Source organism: Halomonas almeriensis (assembly GCF_030409235.1).
Classification (GTDB): Bacteria; Pseudomonadota; Gammaproteobacteria; order Pseudomonadales; family Halomonadaceae; genus Halomonas; species Halomonas almeriensis.
On record NZ_JAUFPO010000002.1, the window covers coordinates 15,763 to 38,278 of the forward strand.

Consider the following 22,516-nt stretch of genomic DNA (forward strand, 5'->3'; position numbering starts at 1 on the left):
CGAGGATCGGGTGGCCGGGGCATCCGCTGCCCCGGCAGTACTGTCGTCAATGAAAAGGCCACCGCGGGCAAAAGGCAAGCCCGCGTCGGTCTATCACTCCTCGCCGACCTCGACCCGGCTGTCGCCGGCGCGATCCAGCAGATACTGGGTGAGCAGGCTGACCGGGCGGCCGGAGGCCCCCTTCTGCGCGCCGGACTGCCAGGCGGTGCCCGCGATGTCCAGGTGGGCCCAGGGATACTTGTCGGCAAAGCGCGAGAGAAAGCAGCCCGCCGTGATGGTGCCCGCCGGGCGCCCGCCGATATTGGCCAGATCGGCGAAGTTGGAGTCGAGCTGTTCCTGATACTCGTCCCACAGCGGCAGGTGCCAGGCGCGATCCCAGGCGGTTTCGCCGGCATCCAGCAGGTCCAGTGCCAGGTCGTCGTCGTTGGCCATCAGGCCGGTGGCGTGATGCCCCAGGCCGATGATGACGGCCCCGGTCAGGGTGGCGATATCGACCACGCTGGCCGGCTCGAAGCGCTCGGCATAGGTCAGGGCATCGCACAGCACCAGGCGACCCTCGGCGTCGGTATTGAGGACCTCGACCGACAGGCCCTTGAGGGTCTTGATGATATCGCCGGGCTTGGTCGCCAGGCCATCGGGCATGTTCTCGGCGCTGGCCACGATGGCGATCAGGTTGACCCGTGGCTTGATGGCCAGTGTCGAGGTGACGGCGCCGAACACGCTGGCGGCACCGCACATGTCGAACTTCATCTCGTCCATGGCGGCCCCGGGCTTGAGCGAAATACCGCCGGAGTCGAAGGTGATGCCCTTGCCGACCAGCACATGGGGCGGCTCGTCCGGATCCTCGGCGCCCTGGTACTTCATGACGATCAGGCGCGAGGGTTCGGCGCTGCCGTGGCCCACGCTGAGCAGGCTGTGGGCACCCAGGGCTTCCAGGGCGGCTTCGTCGAGGACTTCGGTGGTCAGCTTGCCGTTGGACTCGGCGGCCATGGTCTCGGCGCGCTCGGCGAGATAACTCGGGGTGCAGACATTGCCCGGGAGGTTGCCCAGGGTACGGGTCACCTTGACGCCCTGGCCGATACCATCGCCGATGCGTCCGCCCTCACGGGCCAGTTCTGCATGGTCGCCTTCAGCGACCAGCAGGGTCACGCGTTCGAGTTGCGGCAATGGCGCCGGCTCGGACTTGAAGTCATTGAAACGATAGACCGCATGATGGGCGGCCTCGGCCACAATGCGCGCCTTCCAGTGGCTGTCGCGATCGGCAATCGGCACATCGGTGAAGGCAACGGCAGCGTCCTCGGCCGGCAGGCTGGCCAGCGCGGTGAAGGCGGCGTCGACGGCCTTGCGGAAGGCGCTTTCCTGGCACTGGTCGCGCTTCCCCACGCCGACCAGCATCAGACGGTCGGTATTGAGGCCGGGCGCGAAGGGGATCATCTGGACATTGCCGAGACGCGCATCAAAGTCGCCACGCTCGATCAACTGGCCGATCAGTCGCTCGCTGGCATCATCGAGCTTGGCGGCGGCGGGCAGCAGCTCGCCGTCCTTGAACACCGGTACCACGAGGCAAGCCGTCTCGACCTTGGCGGGATTGGCCGTCTGAACTGGGAATTCCATGGTGTCTCCACAAGACAAGCGGTGAGGGATTCTGGATAATGCCGGCACATTGCCGATTCGCCCCAGTGTACCCCAGGAGCCCGCCGGACTTCACACTGACCTAGGCTGACAGGGCAACACCCGACCCCGCGTCGATGCCCAGGGCCGGATGCCGTGCCGTGTAGCGTGCCACCCTGCGCGGCCGGGCATGCGCCAGCGACGCCGTGATCGGAGGTTGCGGTCGTGCGGGAGCAAGGGCGGCAACCCGGACCGGGAGGCTGTATTGATCATATTTCGTTACCTGACCCGCGAGATCCTGCAGACCATGGCGGCAGTAGCCGGCGTGCTGTTGCTGGTCATCATGGGCAGTCGCTTCATTCGTTATTTCTCGAATGCCGCCGAAGGCGAGATCCCCGTGGATATTCTCGGCACCCTGATGCTCTTTCATCTGCCGGGGTTTCTCGAGCTCATCCTGCCGCTGGCCTTCTTCCTGGGGATTCTGCTGGCGCTTGGCCAGCTCTATCTCAACAGCGAGATCACCGTGCTGGTGGCCTGCGGGACCAGCCCCAACAAGCTGTTGTGGGTCAGCCTGCTGCCGGCCACGGTGGTGGCCATCCTGGTCGGCCTGTGCAGCCTGTGGCTGACGCCGGCCGGCGCGCTGCACAACGAGACCATGATCGCCGAGCAGCGCAGCCAGCTGGACTTCGGTGTGCTGGCGCCTGGACGCTTTCAGGATTTCGGCGATGGCCGAGTGGCTTACACGGAGACGCTCAGCGAGAGCGAGCGACGGCTGGAAGAGGTATTCATCAGCGAGCGGCAACGACGTGGCGATGGTACCCCGCAGACCGTGGTGACACGTGCCGCCGAGGGCTATCAGACCGTCGATGAAGAAACCGGCAGCCGCTTCCTGGTGCTTTCCCGGGGGCAGCGTTTCAGCGTCGATCCGGGGCGTGCCGTGGCCGAGCATCTGGCCTTCGGTCGCTATGCGGTGCGGCTCTCGGGCGCCGCCGAGCGTCAGGACCTCGATGATGCCGAGCTGCTGAGCACGCCGGTGCTGGCCGCGCAGGGCTCGCCCGAGGCTATGGCGCAATTGCAGTGGCGACTCGGTCTGCCGCCCATGGTCTTCATCCTCACGCTGCTGGCCATGCCTCTGTCCCGGGTCAATCCGCGTCAGGGGCGCTTTGCCAAGCTGCTGCCGGCGATCTTCCTGTACGTGGCCTACCTGAGTCTGCTGCTGGCGGCCATGGATGCTATGGCCGGAGGGAGCTGGCCGGTGGCGCTCGGCATGTGGCCGATCCACCTCGGCTTTCTGGCCATCGGCCTGCTGATGACGCTGCAGGCGCAGCGCAAGGGGATGAGTGGATGATCGCCGACCGTCTGGATCGCTACATCGCGCGCAATGTCCTGGGCGCCATTCTGGTGGTGCAGGTGGTGCTGCTGGGCCTGGACCTGGTCATCACCTACATCAATGAGCTGGGCGATGTAGAGGGCAATTACGGTGCCCTGGATGTGCTGCTCTACCTGTGCATGCGGCTGCCCTGGCGCTTCTACCAGTATGCGCCGGTCGGGGTGCTGATCGGTGCCCTGATCGGCCTGGGCGGCATGGCCTCGAGCAACGAGCTGACGGTCATGCGCGCTGCCGGGCGTTCCCTGGGCCGCATTCTGTGGAGTGTCATGAAGCCGATCATCCTGGTGGTGGCGGTGGTGCTGTTCATCGCCGAGTTCGTCAGCCCGCGCACCGAACAATTCGCCAGCGCCTGGCGTCTGCAGCAGATGCAGGGCGAGGGGGCCGTGATGACCGAGCAGGGCGGCTGGCAGCGCGAGGGCGAGGACTTCTACCGTTTCGGCGCCATCCGCGCCGACAATGTCGTGCTCGACCTGACGCGCTACCGTTTCGAGGGACGCGAGCTGCGCCAGGCCCTGAGCGCCCGTCGGGCCCTGTGGCGGGACGGTGGCTGGGTCATGGAGGACGTGAAGGTGACCCGCTTCGAGGACAATCGCACGGTGGTGACCGAGCAGGCGACGCGCTCCTGGGAGACGGACCTCACCCCGGCCGAGCTGGACCGCCTGCTGCGTGAGGTGGATACCCAGGCGCCCAGCGAGCTCTGGGCCCATGCCAGCTACCTGCAGTCCCAGGGACAGGATGCCACCCAGCCACTGCTGTACTTCTGGCAGAAAATGTTGATGCCCTTGACCATGGCGTCGCTGATGCTAGTAGCGGCCTCCTTCGTCTTCGGGCCATTGCGCAGCGTGGCGGCCGGGACGCGAGTCTTCTACGGCGTGGTGACCGGGCTGGGCTTCAAGTACCTGCAGGACCTCCTCGGCCCGGCCTCTACCGTCTTTGGCTTCTCGCCGGCCTGGGCGGTGCTGGCGCCGACGCTGATCTGCGCGGCGCTGGGTTTCTACCTTCTGCGACGCAGCGGCTGAGCGGGAGCTGCCATGGCCAAGCGCTTTACCCATCTCGAGCATGCCCATCCCGCCGGTCTGGGACGTCGGCTGGGCGCCATGCTCTACGATAGCCTGCTGGTGCTGGCGATATGGGTGGCGCTCACTGCTGGTCACGTCCTGATCAGTCGCCTCCTTCTGGGGCTGCCCGCCGAGCAGTTGGGGCAGGGAGCTGCTCAGGTCATGTCCCTTCGTCTCCTGCTGTTGCTGGGCGCCTTCGGGTTCCTGAGTTTTTTCTGGAGGCGGGGCGGCATGACGCTGGGCATGCAGGCCTGGCGCCTGCGCGTGCAGACGCCGCAGGGGCTGGCGCTCAACTGGCGTCAGTGCCTGGTGCGTTTCGTGGTCGGAGGGCTCTCCTGGGCCGCGCTGGGCGTGGGGCATCTCTGGATTCTATGGGACCCCGGGCGACGCAGCTGGGCGGACCTGGCCTCCGGTACCCGCGTCATGCTCCTGCCTGCCGCTCGGCCCTGAGAGACTGCCGGGTCCACCGGCCCGCTGCCCCGGCAGGGCTGACACCCCATGACGTACGAAAAAAGATCTCATCCATGGTTGCGATAGTCTATGCGAATCATTTACATTTGATTCGTGGTCAGCCTGAGGTGATGTCATGTACGTGTGTCTTTGCAAGGGTGTCAGTGACAAGGCCATCCGCCAGAGTGTGGAGGATGGCGCACGCAGCTGGCGTGAGGTGCAGCGCGATACGGGCTGCGGCACCCAGTGCGGCAAGTGCGCCTGCCTGGGCAAGAGCCTCACCCGGGAGTCCGTCGAGGAAATGCTGACCATGCCCGCCGACGATTTCGCCTACGCCGTGTGATGACAATCACTATTGTTTGCTTTGATATTTGCAAGCATTTGATTTTATTGAACTTTCTGCGTGATTATCTAGACTGTTCGGCATGCTTGGCCGGGCGCGTGACCCTGTGCCAGAGTGACCAGTGAGCCAGACAACGATAGAGGACGCGTCATGAAAGGTGACAGCAAGGTCATTGAATATCTCAACACGGTGCTCGGCAACGAGCTGGTGGCCATCAACCAGTACTACCTGCATGCCAAGATGTATCAGGACTGGGGATTCCACGCGCTGGGCAAGTGGGAATACAAGGAATCCATCGAGGAAATGCAGCACGCCGATACCCTGATCGAGCGCATTCTCTTCCTCGAGGGCCTGCCCAACCTTCAGGACTACGGCAAGCTGCTGATCGGCGAGAACACCAAGGAAATGCTCGAGTGCGATCTCAAGATCGAGAAGAAGGCGCACATCGACCTGATCAATGCCATCGCGCACTGCGAGCAGGTGCAGGACTACGCCAGCCGCGACCTGTTCCGCCAGATCCTCTCCGATGAGGAAGAACACATCGATCATCTGGAGACGGAGCTCGGCCTGATCGACAAGGTGGGGATCCAGAACTACCTTCAGCAGCAGATGCAGGCCGCGGCGGAGTAAGCTCGGCGGCAAGCCTTAAGCTGTAAGCTTTAAGAGGTAAGACCCCTTGGACCCGAAAGGTCTGGGGGGGTCGGGCGTCGCCGACTCGGGGGGTATCTTGAGTATTTCGCGACTCGATGCTGGCTGTCTTACAGCTTACAGCACTTCCCTCTTCCCTCTTCTTCCTTGCCTAAAACGCCTTCTCCAGCGCGAAGCGGGGCAGGGGTTCGCCCTGCACCTCCACGGTTTCCATGAACATCGCTAGCGGGCGGACCCAGAGGCCGTAGTCACCGTACAGGGCGCGGTAGGCGACCAGCGGCTCCTCGGTTTCGCTGTGATGGGCCACGCCGATGACTTCGTAGAGCGCGCCCTTGTAATGCCGGTAAATGCCGGGAGCGGGGTTCTGCGGTTCCATCATGAGTCTCCTGGGTTATCGAGCCGCTCGGCTCTGGCGCGCCAGGCGAGCCAGGACGCGACTGACGGCGACAAAGCCGAAGGTGCCGGTGACGAAGGTGGCGGCGCCGAAGCCCGAGGCGCAGTCCAGGCGGGTCGATTCGTCCGCGCCCGGCCGGGTGTGACAGACCTCGCCGTCCGGGGTCGGATACACCAGCTGCTCGTCGGAAAACACACACTCCACCGAGAAGCGCCGCCTGGGGTTGCGAGAGAACCCATGGTCGCGGCGCAGGCGTGACCGGACCCTGGCGAGTAGTGGGTCCTGTTCGGTGCGCGTCAGGTCCGCCGTGCGGATGCGAGTCGGGTCGGTCTGGCCGCCGGCGGCCCCGGTGACGGTGATCGGCTGTTTGCGGCGCTTGCACCAGGCAATCATGGCGGCCTTGGCCACGGCGTTGTCGATGGCGTCGATCACATGATCGGCATCGGCAGGGAGCCGATCGGCGAGGTTGTTCGGGGTGACAAAGGCACTATCGGCGATGACCTCCATGGCCGGGTTGATGGCCCGGCAGCGTTCGGCCAGTACCTCGACCTTGGGCCGGCCGATGGTGCCATCCAGGGCGTGTAGCTGGCGGTTGACGTTGGACACGCAGACATCATCCAGGTCGATCAGGGTCAGGCGCCCGATGCCGGAACGCGCCAGGGCTTCGGCCGCCCAGCTGCCCACGCCCCCCACGCCGACCACCACGACGTGGGCCTGTTGAAAGTGATCCGCGGCGCGTCGTCCATAGAGGCGGCGAATACCGCCGAAGCGAAGCTCGTGGTCGGCATCCCGGGAGGAAGCGGGCGTGGCGTCAGTATCGGTCATGAGGATGTCATTGGTCGTGTCGCGGTCTGGTGGCCCGCGTTGGTGGGCAAGTGCCCCGACCAGCCGAAGTGCTGGAAGAGGCTGGTCAGGCGAGTGTCCAGCGCGCAGTCGAGCGAGAGGGGCTGGCCGTGAACCGGGTGGGTGAAGGTCAGTCCCACCGCGGCCAGCAGTAGTCCCGGGCAGTCGAGCTGTTCGGCGAAGAAGCGGTTGTGCACACTCTTGCCATGCTTGGCGTCGCCGATGATCGGATAACCGCGGCGCGACAGGTGGCGTCGAATCTGGTGACGCCGCCCGGTCAAAGGTCGTGCTTCCATGAGCGAGTAACGGGCACTGGGGTAGCGGTCGACGCGCACCGGCAGCTCGACGCTATCCAGGCGAGCGATCGCGGTGCGGGCCTCACGGGCCGGCATCTCGGCCTTGGGGCGTCGTCCGTCCTCGTCGCGCAGGGCGTAATCCAGGCACTCCTGCTCGGGCCCATGGCCACGCACCACGGCCAGGTAGCGTTTACCGACGCGATGCGCGGCGAAGTCGTCGGCCAGCGTTCTCGCCGTTCGGCTGTCCAGGGCGAACACCATCAGGCCCGAGGTCGGACGGTCGAGGCGATGGACCGGATAGACGTGCCGGCCGATCTGGTCGCGCAGGCTCTGCACCAGGAAGCGTCGCTCGCCACGCGCCAGAGCACTGCGATGCACCAGCATGTCGGCGGGCTTGTGCACGGCGACAAGGTGCTCATCGTGGTAGAGAATGGGTAATGCGTCGGTCATGATGGCGCCTGACGAAAAACAGGCTGCCATTGTCGCTGTCGCTTGCCGGGATGTCATCCTCGACGGTTTTTGGTCTGCGGCCGGGCCGGTACCCGGGCCGGTACCCGGGTCGGCGGGGCCCCGGCGAGTTTCCATGGACAATCAGGAGCGTAATGTGGCGAATCATCCTGAAAGCCCCCATCTGGTGGTGCTGACCGGTGCCGGCATGAGCGCCGAAAGCGGTATCCAGACCTTTCGTGCGGCCGATGGGCTGTGGGCCGATCATCCCATCGAGGCGGTGGCGACGCCCGAGGGCTGGGCCCGCGATCCCGAGCGGGTGCTGCGTTTCTATGATGCGCGGCGCGAGCAGGTGCGCAGTGCCCGACCCAATGCCGGCCACCAGGCGCTGGCCGAGCTGGAAGCCGATGGCTTTGCCGTCAGTATCATCACCCAGAATATCGATGACCTCCACGAACGGGCCGGCTCACGCCATGTCGTGCATCTGCATGGTGAGGTGCTCAAGGCACGCTCCTCGCTGAAGGCGGATCTGCGTTACCCCTTGCCGCAAGGCGGCATCGAGCTGGGCGACCTGTGTGATCTGGGCAGTCAACTGCGCCCGGATGTGGTGTGGTTCGGCGAGGCGGTGCCGCGCTTCGGCGATGCCCTCGCGCTGGTGGCCGAGGCGGACCTGCTGCTGGTGGTGGGGACTTCGCTGGCGGTCATGCCGGCGGCCTCGCTGGTCGATGAAGCGTCCCTGGAGGCGCCGCGCGTGCTGGTCGACCCCCAGGCCGAAGAACTGACCACCACCGGCGTGCATGGCCTGGCGCTTTCCGCCGGTGAGGGCGTCCCCCGGCTGGTCGAGCACTGGCGCCGTCAGCAGCGCCTGGAGCTGCCTCACGAGGGATTCTGAGCTTCGGACGCTAGCGCGCAGCGTGGTAGAATCTGCTTCCCTTGGAGCGACACTCCCGTGATGCATGCCAGACGATCCGCTGCCGCCTGCCGGCCAGGCCCAGACCGAGCACACCGACGAGTCGCCGCCGCGCCGTGAATTCAATGCGCGCGGAAGCACCGTGGTGCGTTGCCCCTCCTGCAATCTACCCGAGTTGAATTGTCTGTGTCCCTATCGGGTCAGTGCACACTGTCGGGTCGAGGTATGGCTGCTTACGCATCCGATCGAGCACTACAAGCCAACCAACACGGGACGCTTGATTCGCGATGTGCTGCCGAGGACTCGGGTCTTCACCTGGTATCGCACCGCTCCGGATCCGGCCCTCCTGGCGCTGCTGGATGATCCGCGCTATGCCCCCTTCGTGGTCTTTCCCGACGATCAGCCGGGCTATGCCGAGCGGGTGGTCGACGTCGAGCGGGTGATCAAGCGGCGCGAGGCAGGGCGAGTCCCGGTACTGATTCTGCTGGATGGCACCTGGCGGCAGGCGCGCAAGATCTTTCGCCGCAGTGACTATCTGGCGGGGCTGCCCGTTCTGCCGCTGGTGACCGACCGGCAGACGCGCTATCGGTTGCGCAAGCCGGCCTCCGCCGAGCACCTGAGCACCGCCGAAGTGGCCGCCGAGCTGCTGCGTCAGGCCGGCGAGAGTCAGGCCGCGGACCATCTGGACGACTACTTCGAGGTCTTCAATGAGTGCTACGCGGCGAGCCGTCGCTACATCAAGCTGACCGAGACCTCGCCGGCCATGCAGAGGCTGCTTGCGGCACGCCAGGAGCGCTAGCGAAACACTGATTTATTGCTGCGCTCGATATCTTGGCTGCCGGCGGTACTCGTGCGCGAGCCCGGTCGGCATCCTCATTTAGCATCGCGTAAACTCCGGTTCCTCCGTTCCGGCGGCAGTCAACCTATCATCGCTCGCGACACAAATCAGCGCTTCCCTAACCGAAGAGCTTGCCGGCGATTCGCAGCCCGGCCACCCAGGTGCCGGCGGCCGAGCCCAGGGTAGCGGTGAGAAACACCAGCAGGGTGCGCGCCACGCGGTTGCGCCACCAGCCCTTCCAGTGGGTCACGTCATGGCGCAGGGTGGAGAAGTCTCGCACCTTGGGTTTGCGCAGGCTCAATTCGACCCCCGCGGCGACGAAGCCCGCGCCGATGGTGGGGTTGAGAGAGGTCAACGGGGCGGCGCAGAGGGTGGCGATGACGGTCAACGGATGGGCCAGGGCAACCAGGGTCGCGGCACCCGAGAGCACGCCGTTGATCAGGAACCACTCGCCCACCAGCTCCCAGCCGAGCTGGGTGTTGCGCGAAAAGCCGATGGCGAAGCCGGTCAGCACCAGGGCGGTGATCAGCCAGGGCACGGCCCGCCAGATCCTCGAGCGCGGTGGTGTCACCTCGAGCTGTTGACGCTCCTCGGCGGGGGCCTCGGGCAGGGGCGCTTCGAGATGCTCGCTCATGCCGCCCAGATGACCGGCGCCGATGACCACCAGCACATGGCGGTACTGGCCGGGCGGGCAGAGCTCGGCCAGACGCAATACCATGAAACGGTCGCGCTCGCTGATCAGCGGGGTATACAAGGACTCCGACTGAGACGCGAACTCGCGAAAGGTCGACTCCAGCACATCGCCTTCCTTGAGACGCTCGATGTCCTCCGAGGACACATCCTGACGCGACAGGACGCCGCCCAGCAGCCCCGAAAACAACGAGAAACGCTGCCACCAGGGCACGTTGTGATAGATGCGCTTGAGGGTAATGCCGATGTCGCGGTCGATCAGCGCCAGCGGCAGTTGGTGCTCGCGCACGCCCTCGACGGCGGCACGCATCTCGGCGCCGGGCTCGATGCCGGACTGCTCGGCAACACGCTGCTGGAAGGCGCCCAGCGCGAGGCTGGCGGCGACCATGCCGGCCTTGCCCTGACGAAAGACCTGGAACAGGTCCTGCTCGCCCAGGGCATCCGGGTTGGCCAGGTTCTGGTGACGCGAGTCGCACAGCTCGATGGCCACCGCATCGTAGTCGCCGGAGGCGATCATGTCGCGCACTTCCGCGGCGCTGCTGGCCGAGACGTGGGCCGTGCCCAGCAGGGTGTAGCGCGTGGTGCCAACCTGCAGGGTACGGCGCGGGCCGACGGCGTCGGCCGCCGGTTCGTCGAGAGTGCAGTCCTGAGTATCGGTCATGGACGCATGAGCCTTGAAGAGGTGAGAGAGTTGATTATCCACGAGTGTCGCCGGCGGGCAAACCCGTCGCGGCATTCGTCACTTGCGCCAGAAGGCCGGGGTAAAGAGCACCATCACGGTGAAGATTTCCAGGCGGCCGAGCAGCATGGCGACCACCAGAATCCACTTGGCCAGGCTCGGCAGGTCGCCATAGTGCGCCGAGGCCTCGCCGAGTGCCGGGCCGAGGTTGTTGAGCGCGGAGCCTACGGTCGACCAGGCGGTGACCTGGTCGACCCCGGTGGCCATGACGCCGACCAGCATCAGGAAAAACAGCATTACATAGGCCGAGAAGAACCCCCACACGGCCTGGGCGATGCCCTCCGGCACACTGACCTTACCGATCTTGACCGTTATCACCGCGCTGGGATGGATCAGCCGCATGACCTCGCGCATGCCCTGCTTGATGATCAGGATGATGCGGATGACCTTCATGCCGCCGCCCGTGGAGCCGGAGCAGCCACCCACGAAGGCCGCCACGAACAGCAAAAAGGGCAGGGCGCCGGGCCAGGAGGAAAAGTCGGCGACCCCGAAGCCCGCCGTGGTAGCCACCGAGACGACCTCGAAGAAGGCGTGGCGCAGGCCCTCGGCGGTGTCGTAGTCGCTGGTAAGCCACAGCGAGACGGCGGTGACCAGGGTCAGCACGCACAGGAAGATCATCAGGAAGCGTGCTTCCGGGTCCAGGAAGTAATGTGTGAGTCGGCGCTCCCGCCAGGCCACGAAGTGCAGGCTGAAACTGAACGCCGAGATCAGCAGAAAGCCGGCACAGATCAGTTCGATCACGGCACTGTCGAAGTGCCCTATGCTGGCGTCATGGGTCGAGAAGCCGCCGATGGCCACCGTAGAGAAGCTGTGCCCCAGCGCATCGAACCAGTCCATGCCGGCCGCCATGTAGGCCAGCATGCAGGTGATCGTCAGGGTGGCATAGATATACCACAGGGCCTTGGCCGTCTCGGTGATGCGCGGCGTCAGCTTGGAGTCCTTGAGCGGGCCGGGGATCTCGGTGCGATACAGCGCCATGCCGCCGACGCCCAGGGTCGGCAGGATCGCCACCGCCAGCACCACGATCCCCATGCCGCCCAGCCACTGCAGCTGCTGGCGATAGTAGAGAATCGCCTTGGGCAGCATGTCGATGCCGGTGATCACCGTGGCGCCGGTGGTCGTCAGCCCGGAGAAGGATTCGAAGACCGCATCGGTGGGCGACAGCGCCGAGGCCCCGGTCAGCATCAGCGGCAGCGAGCCGAACAGCCCAAGTACGCTCCAGAACAGCGCGGCGATCAGAAAGCCGTCGCGCGTTCGCAGCTCCTTGCGGGCGTGGCGGTTGGGCAGGTACATTAAGGCTCCGGTGCCCACCGTGATGCCCAGCGCGACGCTGAAGGCCTCCCACATGCCGTCGGCGAACAGCAGCGAGATCAGGATGGGCGGCACCATGGTCAGGCTGAACATCATCAGCAGCAGGCCCAGGATGCGCAGGATCATGCGCAGGCTCATGGCAGGATCCTCCTCGTCGTCCCTGTCGACATGATCCACTCCATCAGAAGAAGGTCAGCCCCACCTGGAAGAGTCGCTCCACGTCGCGAATGCGACGCTTGTCAATGACGAACAGGATGACGTGATCGCCGGATTCCACGATCACGTCATCATGGGCGATGAGGACCTCCTTGCCACGCACGATCGCGCCGATGGTGGTGCCGCTCGGCAGGTCGATGTCGGCGATAGCCTTGCCCACCACCTTGGAGGACTGGGTGTCGCCATGGGCGATGGCCTCGATGGCTTCGGCGGCCCCGCGGCGCAGCGAGTGCACATTGACGATATCGCCGCGTCGCACATGGGTCAGCAGGCTGCCGATGGTGGCCTGCTGGGGGGATATCGCGATGTCGATCTCGCCGCCCTGCACCAGGTCCACGTAGGCGGCATTGTTGATCAGGGTCAGCACCTTTTTGGCGCCCATGCGCTTGGCTAGCATAGACGACATGATGTTGACCTCGTCGTCGTTGGTCAGGGCACAGAAGATATCGCAATCCTCGATGTTCTCTTCCTCGAGGAGGCGCTTGCTGGTCGCGCTGCCATGCAGCACCACTGTTCTGTCGAGCCGCTCGGAGAGCTGGGTGCAGCGCTCCAGGCTGCGCTCGACGATCTTCACCTGGTGGCTGTGTTCCAGATGTTCGGCGAGGCGCTCGCCGATGTTGCCGCCGCCGACGATGACGATGCGCCGGAAGTCGCGCTCGAGTCGGCGCAGTTCGCTCATCACGGCACGGATATCGCGCCGCGCGGCGATGAAGAAGACCTCGTCGTCGGCCTCGATGACGGTGTCGCCGCGCGGAATGATCGGCCGATTGCGTCGATAGATGGCGGCCACCCGGGTGTCCACGCTTGGCATGTGGCGGCGCAGAAAGCCCAGCTCCTGGCCCACCAGCGGGCCGCCATAGTAGGCCTTGACGGCCACCAGCTGTACCAGGCCCGAGGCAAATTCGAGGACCTGGAGGGCACCGGGGTGCTCGATCAGGCGGCGGATATGGTCGGTGACCACCTGCTCGGGACTGATCAGTACGTCGATGGGCACGGCCTCGTGGGCGAACAGGCCCTTGCGCGTCAGGTAGGCGGTGGCCCGCACCCGGGCGATCTTGGTGGGGGTGCGGTAGAGGGTATGCGCCACTTGACAGGCGATCATGTTGACTTCGTCGGTGTTGGTCACCGCGATCAGCATGTCGGCGTCTTCACAGCCCGCCTGGCGCAGCACCATGGGGTAGGAGGCCGCACCGGCCACGGTGCGAATATCCAGGCGGGTATGCAGCTCGCGCAGCCGCTCGCCATCGGTGTCCACCACCGTGATGTCGTTCTCTTCGCGGGCCAGGTGTTCGGCCAGGGTGCCACCGACCTGGCCGGCGCCGAGAATGATGATCTTCATCGTCTGTCAGAGTCCGCAAGAAAGAAGCGCATGGGCATCATGCCACCGGGCGTGGCGAAGAGCCTAAACCAGTCGCTTGGTGAAAGACAGTGATCGGCTCAGTCCAGGGTGAAGCCGACCTTGATGGTGACCTGCCAGTGGGCCACACGCCCGTCCTCGATATGGCCGCGCGTGTCCAGCACCTCGAACCAGCGCATGCTGTGGAGGCTCTCTGCGGCCTTGCTCAGGGCGCCTTGCACGGCATCTTCAATGCTCTTTTCCGATGAGCCGGTCAACTCGATGTGCTTGTAGGTATGTTGCATGGTGGCGATCCCTCGTGAATGAAGCCTGGTCGGGTGGTCTCTGCTGCCTGGCCGGCATCAGCCGGCCGTCTTTCGCAGTCTGGCATAGAAAAAGCCGTCATGACTGTCAACGCTCGGCAGTAGCTGGCGCCCTGCGCCGGCCGGCTGGCCCCAGGCCAGTCCTTCGGGGGTGGTGACCTCGGCATCCGGAGTGCGCGCCAGGAAGGCCTGCAACTGATCGGTATTCTCGGCCGGCAGCACCGAGCAGGTGGCATACATCAGGGTGCCACCCTCGGCCAGCAGCGGCCAGAGATTGTCCAGCAGGCGAGATTGCAGTTCGGCCAGCTTGGCAATGTCCGATGACCGGCGCAGCCGCTTGATGTCCGGGTGACGACGAATCACGCCGCTGCCCGAGCAGGGGGCATCCAGCAGGATGGCATCGAAGGGCGTGCCATCCCACCAGTCCTGGGCGGTGGCATCACCGTGTACCAGCTCGGCATCCAGCCCGAGGCGCGACAGGGTGTCCTCGACGCGGGCCAGGCGGACGTCATCGCTGTCGATGGCCTGCATCTGGACATCGTAGAGCTCGAGCAGATGGGAGGCCTTGCCACCCGGGGCACAACAGGCGTCCAGCACCCGCGCCCCGGGGCGCGGGGCGATTACCGGCCCCAGCAGCACGGCGGCGAGCTGCGCCGACTCATCCTGCACGCTGACGTGCCCCTCGCGAAAACCGGGCAGCTCGTTCACTTCGCAGGGCGTATCCAGGGTCAGGCCATCCGGGGCATGGGGGCAGAGTCGCGCGGCACTGTCGAGGCGTTGCAGGTACATTTCGCGATCGCCGAAGCGCCGATTGACGCGGAGCGTCATGGGCCCCGGCTGGTTGTTGGCCTCGCAGATCCGCTTCCAGTCTTCCGGCCAGGCCTGGCGCAGTGACCTGACCCACCAGCGCGGGTGCAGCAGTGCCACGGCGGGATCCTTATCGACCTCGGCCTGGAGAGCGGCGCTGTCGCGCTGCAGGCGTCGCAGGCAGCCATTCAGCACCCGGGTCGCCCAGGTCTTGCCGAGCAGGCGAGCCGCCCCGGCGGTCTCGCCCACGGCGGCGTGGGCGGGGATGCGCATGTACAACAATTGGTAGATGCCGACCAGCAGCAGCGCCTGGATATCGGCATCCCGCGTCTTGAAGGCCTTCTCCAGCAGCTTGCCGGTCAGGGCCTCGAGGCGGGGCAGGGTGCGGCAGGTGCCGAAGCAAAGCTCCTTGAACAGGGCGCGGTCGCGGGCGATGACCTGATGGTCGTCAAGGTCATTGAGCGACTTGCGGCCCGTGATGACCGGGGCCAGGGCGCGAGCGGCGGCGGCTCGCACGGCCAGGCCGTTATCCAGCGATTTGCTGCGGGGCGTGGAGTGACGTTGCTGGCTCATGCGGGAGTCTCCCGGTGAGGTGGGCCGAGTAGCGTGCCGACGCTGAAGCGCTCTGCCCGAGCGCGCATCAGCTCGGCGGCGCCCAGGGGGGTGCCGCCGGGCAGCTGGGCACGGGTCACGCGCAGCGCACTGTCGCGGCAGGCGATGCGCAGGGCATCCCGGTCAGGCGTGAGCAGGGTGCCGGGGGTGGCATCGCTCTCGTGGGCGGCCAGTGTGCCCGGCTCGGCCAGCCACAACCGCAGTCGCTCGCTGCCCAGCTGACACCAGGCCACGGGCCAGGGGTTGAAGGCACGAACCCGCGCGGCCAGCGATGTCGCCGGGGCATCGAAGTTCAGTTCGGCTTCGGCCTTGCTCAGCTTGGCAGCGTAGGTGACGCCTGCCTCGGGCTGCGGCGTCGGGGTGATGCCGGGCTCCACCAGACGGTCGAGGGTCTCTATGAGTGCCTCGCCGCCCAGCGCCGCCAGGCTGTCGTGCAGGGAGCCCCCAGTGGTGGCCGCGGTGATCGGCGTGCGCCGGATCAGCAGCATGTCGCCGGTATCCAGCCCCTCGTCCATCTGCATCAGCGTCACGCCGCTCTCGGTGTCGCCAGCTTCGATGGCGCGCTGGATTGGCGCCGCCCCGCGCCAGCGTGGCAGCAGCGAAGCGTGTACATTCAGGCACCCCAGCCGCGGGGTTTCCAGTACCGCCCGGGGCAGAATCAGGCCATAGGCGACCACCACCATCACGTCGGCCTCGAGGTCGGCCAGTTCGGCCTGAGCCTCGCCCGAGCGCAGCGATGCAGGCTGGAACACCGCCAGCTCATGTGCCAGGGCGAGTTGCTTGACGGGGCTGGCTGTCAGCTTGCGACCGCGACCGGCGGCCCGGTCCGGCTGGGTATAGACCCCCACCACCTGGTGACGGCTTTCGAGGAGCGCTTGCAGGCTGGTGGCCGCGAAGTCGGGTGTGCCAGCGAAGATGACACGCAGCGGTTGGGACATGTCGGGGAGCCTTACCGAAATGGGTGCCCGGCATGATAACGGAACCGGGTCACCATTAAGAAGGCCAATGCCTCAACGGGCCCTGGCCGTGTGTCGCCGGGAGGTGTGGATCAGGCGTCCTGGGCAAGCTTGTGGCGCTTCTGCATTTTCTTCATGACCCTGTTGCGCTTGAGTGGCGAGAGGTAGTCGACAAACAGCACCCCGCGCAGGTGGTCGAATTCGTGCTGGATGCAGTGGGCCAGTAGACCCTCGGCCTCCAGCTCGTAGGGCGTACCGTCGCGATCCAAGGCTTCCAGGTGAACCTTCAGGGCCCGCGGCACCTCGGCGTAATAGTCGGGGATCGACAGGCAGCCTTCCTGAAGCGGCTCACGGGCTTCGCCAATCGGGGTATAGCGGGGGTTGATGAGCACCCTGGGCTCGTTGCGCCCTTCACTGACGTCCATGACGATCACTTGGCGATGGACATCCACCTGGGTGGCGGCCAGACCGATACCACTGGCGTCGTACATGGTCTCGAGCATGTCGTCGACCAGCTGACGCACGCCGTCGTCGACCGCCTCGACCGGGGCCGCCTCGGTGCGCAGGCGTTCATCGGGGAATTCGAGAATGGGAAGTTTGGCCATGGCGTAGGTCACCGTTGTGCGGAAAAGCGAAATCCGGGTCTATTCTAGGGGCGAAGGGCGGGGCAGAAAACCGCTTCGGCCCGATTAGTTTGATGACCTTTAAGTATAGCATTTCGCGGCGCGCCCCGGGAGTGCTGCCGCGACGGGCCGGGAGATTTGCCCATGCAACGCATCGCCATGGAATGGTTGGCCATATCCCTGTTGCCGGGGCTCGGGGCCACTCGTCTGGCCGAGGTTCTGGCCTTCGCTCCAGCCTGGCCGGATGGCTGGCTGGCTGCTCTGCCGCGCCCTGCGGCCCAGGCTCTTCGCCTGTGGCTCGAGCACCCGGATAAGAGCCCGCTCAGCGAACGCATCGCGGCCGCGGAGGACTGGCTGGCTGAGTCGGCCCAGCGTAGCCTGCTGCATCCGGGGCATTCGAGCTGGCCGCAGGTGCTCGATCATATCGCCGACCCGCCACCGGTGCTCTGGGCCCAGGGAGACCTGGCGGCGCTGGAACGCCCGCGCTTGGCCATGGTCGGCACGCGGCGCCCCACTCGTGAGGGGCGCGGCAATGCCGCGGGCTTTGCGCGTCAGTTGGCCGAGCATGGCTGGTGTGTTGTCAGCGGCATGGCGCTGGGCATCGATGGCATTGCCCAGCAGGCCGCGCTGGAGGCCGGAGGACGCAGTATCGCCGTTCTGGGCTGCGGCGTGGATGTCGTTTACCCGGCTCGCCATTATCACCTGCATCAGATGCTGCGTGATGAAGGAGGCCTCCTGCTGTCCGAGCATCCGCCGGGCACTCGCGCTCGGGCGGGATTTTTCCCCCGCCGCAACCGTCTCATCAGCGGCCTGTCGCAGGGCGTGCTGGTGGTCGAGGCCGCCGAGCGCAGCGGTTCCCTGGTGAGTGCCCGGCTGGCCGCCGAGCAGGGGCGTGAAGTGCTGGCCGTGCCGGGTTCGATTCACAATCCGCAGGCACGTGGCTGCCTGCACCTGATCCGCGAGGGCGCCAGTCTGGTCAGGGACCTGGACGATATCCTGGCCGAGCTAGGGCAGTGGCGTGGTGAGCCTGTGACACAGTGTCGCGGCGAGGAAGCGGAGGCCTGTGTCGACCCTCTGCTGGCCTGGCTGAGTGATAGCCCTACCCCGGTCGATGTGCTGGTCGAGCTGAGCGGGCTGGCGGTGGCCGAGTGCCAGCAGCGACTGCTGCTTCTGGAGCTCGAGGGCCGTGCGGCCCAGGCCGCGGGCGGCTGGGTACGCCTGCCGAGGCCGTCGGGGGCATGATAGAATTCGTTCGACCGTTTCATGTTCAGCCCTGATCGATTGGATGCACCGTCATGCCACAGGCCCGTTCTCTTGATGCCCTTGTCGATATACTGCGTGAAGGCGGCGTGATCGCCTACCCCACTGAAGCCGTCTGGGGGCTGGGTTGCGACCCGGATGATGTCCCGGCCCTGCAACGCCTGCTGGACATCAAGCGTCGTGACCCGGCCAAGGGCGTGATTCTGGTGGCGGCCGACCTCGAGCAGTGTCAGCCCTGGCTGGAAGGGCTGGCGCCGGATCAACGCCGGCGCCTGGTGGAGCCCCGGGCCCAGCCGACCACCTGGCTGGTGCCCGATAACGGGCGAGCTCACGCCCTGGTCAGGGGTGAGCACACCAGGGTGGCCCTGAGAATCAGCGAACACCCCGAGGTGCAGGCACTGTGCCGCGCCTTCGGCGGCCCGCTGGTCTCCACCTCGGCCAACCGTGCCGGCGAGCCCTCCGTCATGAGCCTCGAAGCGCTTCAACAGCTCTTCGGCAATGAGCTGGATGGCATTCTCGAGGGCGCCCTGGGTGGCCATACCCGACCCAGCACCATTCGTGACCTGGCCACCGGTGACGTGCTGCGTGCCTGACCTGTCCCCCGGCACCCCGTTGGTGCGGCATCTCCGGTTTCCAGTGGTGTTCCGGCGGGTTCCACTCATTCTGACATTCAGCGAGGAGGCCCTGTGGCCCAAGCGCATCTCCAAGACGTCAAGACATACCTGCTCGATCTGCAGGACCGCCTCTGCCAGGCGCTGGCCGCGGAGGACGGCCGGGCGGACTTTCGCGAGGATACCTGGGAGCGTGAAGAAGGCGGTGGTGGCCGTTCGCGGGTCATCGAGAACGGAGCCGTCTTCGAGAAGGGGGGCGTCAATTTCTCGCACGTCCACGGCGCCTCGCTGCCGGCAGCCGCCTCGGCGGCCCGCCCGCAGCTGGCGGGGCGCAGCTTTCATGCCCTGGGGGTGTCCTGGGTGCTGCACCCCGAGAATCCCCATGTGCCCACCAGCCACGGCAATGTGCGTTTTCTGATCGCCGAGAAGGAAGGCGAGGCGCCGGTCTGGTGGTTCGGCGGCGGCTATGATCTGACGCCCTTCTATCCGGTGCTCGAGGATGTCCGCCACTGGCACCGGGTGGCACGCGACGCCTGTGCGCCCTTCGGCGAGGACGTCTACCCGCGTTTCAAGGCCTGGTGCGACGACTACTTCACGCTCAAGCACCGGGGCGAGGCACGGGGCGTGGGCGGGCTTTTCTTCGATGACCTCAACGAGGGCGGCTTCGAACGCTGCTTCGCCTTTCAGCGGGCGGTGGGTGATAGCTTCCTCGATGCCTACCTGCCCATCATCCAGCGTCGCCGTGATCAGGCCTGGGGTGAGCGGGAGCGCGACTTCCAGCTCTACCGGCGCGGCCGCTATGTGGAATTCAACCTGGTCTGGGATCGTGGCACCCTGTTCGGCCTGCAGAGTGGCGGGCGCACCGAGTCGATCCTGATGTCGATGCCACCGCTGGCACGCTGGGAGTACTGCTGGGCCCCGCAGCCGGGAAGCCCGGAGGCCGAACTGGACGAGTATCTGCAGCCGCGGGACTGGCTGGCTGACGAGAAGGCAGGGCAATGACGGATCGTTACTGTGTGTTCGGTCATCCGATCGGCCATTCGAAGTCGCCGGCGATTCACGCGGCCTTTGCCGAGCAGACCGGTGAGGCGCTCACCTACACGGCCGTCGAGGCGCCGCTGGATGACTTCGCCGGCGCCTGGCGCGCCTTTATCGCCGCAGGTGGGCGCGGGGCCAATGTCACCGTGCCCTTCAAGGAAACCGCGCATCGGCTCTGCGATACCCTGAGTGAGCGCGCGCGCCGTGCGGGAGCGGTGAACACCCTGAGCCTCGGTGATAACGGCGAGACTCACGGCGACACCACGGATGGCCTGGGGCTGGTCGGCGACCTGCTGCGCCACGGTGTCGAGATTGCCGGCAAGCGGCTGCTGGTACTGGGGGCCGGGGGCGCGGTGCGCGGCGTGCTGGAACCTTTGCTGGAGGCCGGACCGGCCAGCCTGTTCATCGCCAATCGCACGGCCGCCCGGGCCGAGGAGCTGGGCGCGGACTTCGCCGATCTCGGAGCGGTGACGGGGGGCGGATTCGACGCCGTGCGCGGTCCATTCGACCTGGTGATCAATGGCACCAGTGCCAGTCTGGCCGGCGACCTACCGCCGCTGCCGGATGACCTCTTCTCGGCGGGCGGCGTCGCCTACGACATGATGTATGGCGCCGAGCCGACGGTTTTCCTGCGCTGGGCCGGCGAACGCGGCGCCAGGGGCATCGACGGCCTGGGCATGCTGGTCGGCCAGGCCGCCGAATCCTTTGCCCTGTGGCGCGGCCGGCACCCCGCGGTTACCCCGGTGCTCGAGCGCCTGCGCCGCGAACTGTGAGCCGGCTTGCGCAGGGAGTCAGCAGTCGGGAGTGCGTCCCGACTGCCGAGCCTGTCGATAGGTGGTCATGGCCTGGTTCATGCCCGCCTGCAGGTCGCTGATGCGGCTGCCGTGGCTGGGGTGGGTCGACATCCACTCGGGTGGCTGGCCGCCGCCCGCCTGGCTCATGTTGCGCCACAGCTGAACACTGGCGCGGGGGTCGAAGCCGGCGCGGGCCATCAGGTCGAGGCCGATCTCGTCGGCTTCGCTCTCGTGGCTGCGCGAGAAGGGCAGTTGCACGCCGAACTGGGCGCCCATGCCGAGTGCCTGCATGGTCATGTCATGGGTCGGGCCCTCGAGACCGGCCGCCGCCGCTGCCGCCGAGGCAACACTCAGGCCGACCTGGGTCGCGCTCTGGGTCGAGGCGCGCTCATTGGCGTGCTGGGCCATGACATGGGCAATTTCATGGCCGATCACCGAGGCCACCTGATTGGTGTCGTCGGCCAGGTCCAGCAGGCCGGTGTTCACGCCCACATAACCGCCGGGCAGAGCGAAGGCATTGGCCGACTCATCCTTGAAGACCCGAACCTCCCAGTTGGACTGACGCTCTTCAGGCGGCAGCACCTTGACGATGGCGTTGGTGATGCACTGCACCCGGCGCAAGGGCGCCCCGCCGACCGTGGGCAGTTCCTGCTGGTACTTGTCGAACGCCTTGGCGCCCATCCGGTTCAGCTCGGATTCGGACATCAGCATCAGCTGTGAGCGTCCGGTCGGGGATGTCGAGCAGGCGGCAATGGCAATGCTGAGCGCACCGATGGCGAGACACTGCATCCAGCGCATGGAGTCCTCCTTGGATCGGCTTTCGGGTCCTTGATGGTTCTGACAAGGTACCGCGCCTGCCGTGTGGGTCAAGGAAACACTGCTTAAATGCCTTCGCATGCAAATCGCTTCGTTGCGCGGTACGCGAAAGCTCGCCTAACTATTTGTTATGTCTCGCTTCCTGTGTTCCGTGCGCCTTGCGCTTTACTATGCTCGGCGATTTCTTCAGCGTTTCCTCAAGGCGAGGGCTGGCTATGGCATTATGCCATTCGACCGCCCTGACGACAGTAAGGAGAGTGCCTCGATGGATGATGAACTGGCTCGGCGCCTGCTGGGCGTGCTGGAGCGGGTGGAGCCCTGGCTGCCGCCGGCGCCGGTAAAGGTCGACTGGCAGCAGGATGTGGCGGCGCTGTGGCAGCGCCATCCACTGGGCGGGCGCCTCACCCCGGTGCCGCCCCGCGACGCGCTGCAACTGGCCGATCTGCTGGGGGTCGAGCGCCAGAAGCAGGCGCTGGTCGACAATACGCGTGCCTTCCTGCGTGGTTATCCGGCCAATCATGCCCTGCTCTGGGGTGCCCGCGGCGGTGGCAAGTCGTCGCTTGTGCGGGCCCTGCTCAATGACCTGGCCGCCGAGGGACTGCGCCTGGTGCAGGTCGATCGTCATGATCTGTCCGCGCTCCCCGTGCTGGTCGAGCAGTTGCGCCACGAGCCCCACCACTTCGTGGTGTATTGCGATGACCTGTCCTTCGAGGGCCAGGATGATGCCTACAAGGCCCTCAAGAGCGTGCTGGATGGTGCGCTCACCGGGCCGCCGGCGAACGTGCTGCTGTATGCCACCTCAAATCGGCGTCATCTGCTGCCGGAATCGATGGCCGACAATCAGGGATCGCACCTGGTCGGACAGGAACTGCATCACGGTGACGCCGTGGAAGAGAAGATCGCCCTGTCGGATCGCTTCGGTCTGTGGCTGAGCTTTCGCCCCTTCGACCAGGCCACCTACCTGCAAGCCTGTGAGCACTGGGTCAACTGGCTGGGGCAAGGCGATGACTGGGACGAGTCGGCACGTCGCGAAGCCATCCGCTACGCCACCCTGCGCGGCGGCCGCAGTGGCCGTGTGGCCTGGCAGTTTGCCTGTCAGCTGGTGGGTCAGCGCCGCCTGGGGACGTGAAGCACCACTGGCCGCGGTCGGCAGGCA

The 22,516-nt window shown here is 66.1% G+C and carries 24 protein-coding genes; 12 read left to right on the plus strand and 12 right to left on the minus strand.

The annotated features are described in order from the left end of the window. Nucleotides 1-93: 93 nt before the first annotated feature. On the minus strand, nt 94-1,614 hold the full coding sequence (locus QWY74_RS00310; RefSeq protein WP_264827515.1) for a leucyl aminopeptidase: 1,521 nt from the start codon (nt 1,612-1,614) through the stop codon (nt 94-96). Nucleotides 1,615-1,876: 262 nt separating this feature from the next. On the opposite strand from QWY74_RS00310, the gene lptF reads away from it, so the two are divergent. The 5 genes from lptF (at nt 1,877) to bfr (ending at nt 5,482) form a co-directional block, all read left to right on the plus strand. After that, complete coding sequence (lptF, locus tag QWY74_RS00315) at nt 1,877-2,959, plus strand: LPS export ABC transporter permease LptF (protein ID WP_264827513.1); 1,083 nt, start codon at nt 1,877-1,879, stop codon at nt 2,957-2,959. Continuing rightward, nucleotides 2,956-4,020: an LPS export ABC transporter permease LptG gene (gene lptG, locus QWY74_RS00320; RefSeq protein ID WP_290313538.1), complete on the plus strand. Its 1,065-nt coding sequence runs from the start codon at nt 2,956-2,958 to the stop codon at nt 4,018-4,020. The genes lptF and lptG overlap by 4 nt, the downstream gene beginning before the upstream one ends. Before the next feature lie 12 nt (nt 4,021-4,032). Continuing rightward, the gene (locus tag QWY74_RS00325) at nt 4,033-4,509 is read left to right on the plus strand and encodes an RDD family protein (protein ID WP_264827510.1); all 477 of its coding nucleotides are present in this window, start codon (nt 4,033-4,035) and stop codon (nt 4,507-4,509) included. Between the two features lie 136 nt (nt 4,510-4,645). Further along, nucleotides 4,646-4,852, plus strand: a complete 207-nt coding sequence (locus tag QWY74_RS00330) for a (2Fe-2S)-binding protein (protein ID WP_264827508.1) — start codon at nt 4,646-4,648, stop codon at nt 4,850-4,852. 150 nt (nt 4,853-5,002) lie between these two features. Beyond that, nucleotides 5,003-5,482: a bacterioferritin gene (gene bfr / locus QWY74_RS00335; protein ID WP_264827506.1), complete on the plus strand. Its 480-nt coding sequence runs from the start codon at nt 5,003-5,005 to the stop codon at nt 5,480-5,482. Nucleotides 5,483-5,651: 169 nt separating this feature from the next. On the opposite strand, the gene QWY74_RS00340 is transcribed toward bfr, so the two are convergent. The 3 genes from QWY74_RS00340 to QWY74_RS00350 are packed head-to-tail and all read right to left on the minus strand — an operon-like array spanning nt 5,652 to nt 7,483. After that, nucleotides 5,652-5,876 carry a DUF1653 domain-containing protein gene (locus QWY74_RS00340; protein WP_264827542.1) on the minus strand — a complete coding sequence of 75 codons (225 nt, stop codon included), beginning with the start codon at nt 5,874-5,876 and terminating at the stop codon, nt 5,652-5,654. Nucleotides 5,877-5,891: 15 nt separating this feature from the next. After that, nucleotides 5,892-6,719, minus strand: a complete 828-nt coding sequence (gene tcdA / locus QWY74_RS00345; RefSeq protein WP_264827503.1) for a tRNA cyclic N6-threonylcarbamoyladenosine(37) synthase TcdA — start codon at nt 6,717-6,719, stop codon at nt 5,892-5,894. Beyond that, nucleotides 6,716-7,483 (minus strand): pseudouridine synthase, encoded by a 768-nt coding sequence (locus QWY74_RS00350; RefSeq protein WP_264827502.1) that lies wholly within the window; start codon nt 7,481-7,483, stop codon nt 6,716-6,718. The genes tcdA and QWY74_RS00350 overlap by 4 nt, the downstream gene beginning before the upstream one ends. 205 nt (nt 7,484-7,688) lie before the next feature. On the opposite strand from QWY74_RS00350, the gene QWY74_RS00355 reads away from it, so the two are divergent. Further along, nucleotides 7,689-8,372: an SIR2 family NAD-dependent protein deacylase gene (locus QWY74_RS00355; protein WP_290313614.1), complete on the plus strand. Its 684-nt coding sequence runs from the start codon at nt 7,689-7,691 to the stop codon at nt 8,370-8,372. Nucleotides 8,373-8,436: 64 nt separating this feature from the next. Continuing rightward, nucleotides 8,437-9,189 (plus strand): tRNA-uridine aminocarboxypropyltransferase, encoded by a 753-nt coding sequence (locus QWY74_RS00360; RefSeq protein WP_290313540.1) that lies wholly within the window; start codon nt 8,437-8,439, stop codon nt 9,187-9,189. Between the two features lie 157 nt (nt 9,190-9,346). Here QWY74_RS00360 and QWY74_RS00365 read toward each other — a convergent pair whose 3' ends face one another. The 7 genes from QWY74_RS00365 to def form a co-directional block, all read right to left on the minus strand. After that, complete coding sequence (locus tag QWY74_RS00365; protein WP_264827499.1) at nt 9,347-10,579, minus strand: TraB/GumN family protein; 1,233 nt, start codon at nt 10,577-10,579, stop codon at nt 9,347-9,349. 78 nt (nt 10,580-10,657) lie between these two features. After that, on the minus strand, nt 10,658-12,106 hold the full coding sequence (locus QWY74_RS00370) for a TrkH family potassium uptake protein (RefSeq protein ID WP_264827497.1): 1,449 nt from the start codon (nt 12,104-12,106) through the stop codon (nt 10,658-10,660). Nucleotides 12,107-12,149: 43 nt separating this feature from the next. Continuing rightward, entirely contained in the window at nt 12,150-13,523 is a 1,374-nt protein-coding gene (gene trkA, locus QWY74_RS00375) for a Trk system potassium transporter TrkA (protein WP_264827495.1), read from the minus strand. A gap of 98 nt (nt 13,524-13,621) precedes the next feature. Continuing rightward, complete coding sequence (locus QWY74_RS00380) at nt 13,622-13,825, minus strand: dodecin (RefSeq protein WP_264827494.1); 204 nt, start codon at nt 13,823-13,825, stop codon at nt 13,622-13,624. A gap of 57 nt (nt 13,826-13,882) precedes the next feature. Further along, nucleotides 13,883-15,223 (minus strand): 16S rRNA (cytosine(967)-C(5))-methyltransferase RsmB, encoded by a 1,341-nt coding sequence (gene rsmB, locus QWY74_RS00385; RefSeq protein WP_264827493.1) that lies wholly within the window; start codon nt 15,221-15,223, stop codon nt 13,883-13,885. Further along, nucleotides 15,220-16,200 (minus strand): methionyl-tRNA formyltransferase, encoded by a 981-nt coding sequence (gene fmt / locus QWY74_RS00390; protein WP_264827492.1) that lies wholly within the window; start codon nt 16,198-16,200, stop codon nt 15,220-15,222. Before fmt ends, rsmB begins: the two co-directional genes overlap by 4 nt. 110 nt (nt 16,201-16,310) lie before the next feature. Continuing rightward, on the minus strand, nt 16,311-16,823 hold the full coding sequence (gene def / locus QWY74_RS00395; protein ID WP_264827491.1) for a peptide deformylase: 513 nt from the start codon (nt 16,821-16,823) through the stop codon (nt 16,311-16,313). Between the two features lie 162 nt (nt 16,824-16,985). On the opposite strand from def, the gene dprA reads away from it, so the two are divergent. The 4 genes from dprA to aroE all read left to right on the plus strand — a co-directional run bounded on the left by dprA (nt 16,986) and on the right by aroE (nt 20,523). Then, nucleotides 16,986-18,083, plus strand: a complete 1,098-nt coding sequence (gene dprA, locus QWY74_RS00400; protein WP_290313541.1) for a DNA-processing protein DprA — start codon at nt 16,986-16,988, stop codon at nt 18,081-18,083. A gap of 53 nt (nt 18,084-18,136) precedes the next feature. After that, nucleotides 18,137-18,694, plus strand: coding sequence for an L-threonylcarbamoyladenylate synthase type 1 TsaC (tsaC, locus tag QWY74_RS00405; RefSeq protein WP_264827489.1), 558 nt, complete (start codon nt 18,137-18,139; stop codon nt 18,692-18,694). A gap of 93 nt (nt 18,695-18,787) precedes the next feature. Beyond that, nucleotides 18,788-19,714 carry an oxygen-dependent coproporphyrinogen oxidase gene (hemF, locus tag QWY74_RS00410; RefSeq protein ID WP_264827488.1) on the plus strand — a complete coding sequence of 309 codons (927 nt, stop codon included), beginning with the start codon at nt 18,788-18,790 and terminating at the stop codon, nt 19,712-19,714. Then, on the plus strand, nt 19,711-20,523 hold the full coding sequence (gene aroE / locus QWY74_RS00415; protein WP_264827486.1) for a shikimate dehydrogenase: 813 nt from the start codon (nt 19,711-19,713) through the stop codon (nt 20,521-20,523). Before hemF ends, aroE begins: the two co-directional genes overlap by 4 nt. Before the next feature lie 18 nt (nt 20,524-20,541). Here the strand turns inward: aroE and QWY74_RS00420 are convergent, their stop codons facing one another. Then, entirely contained in the window at nt 20,542-21,342 is an 801-nt protein-coding gene (locus QWY74_RS00420; RefSeq protein ID WP_290313542.1) for a M48 family metallopeptidase, read from the minus strand. Nucleotides 21,343-21,625: 283 nt separating this feature from the next. Here QWY74_RS00420 and QWY74_RS00425 point away from each other — a divergent pair, with 283 nt between their 5' ends. Next, a complete protein-coding gene (locus tag QWY74_RS00425; RefSeq protein WP_264827484.1) occupies nt 21,626-22,489 on the plus strand; it encodes an ATP-binding protein in 864 nt (287 codons plus the stop codon). Nucleotides 22,490-22,516 lie beyond the last annotated feature (27 nt).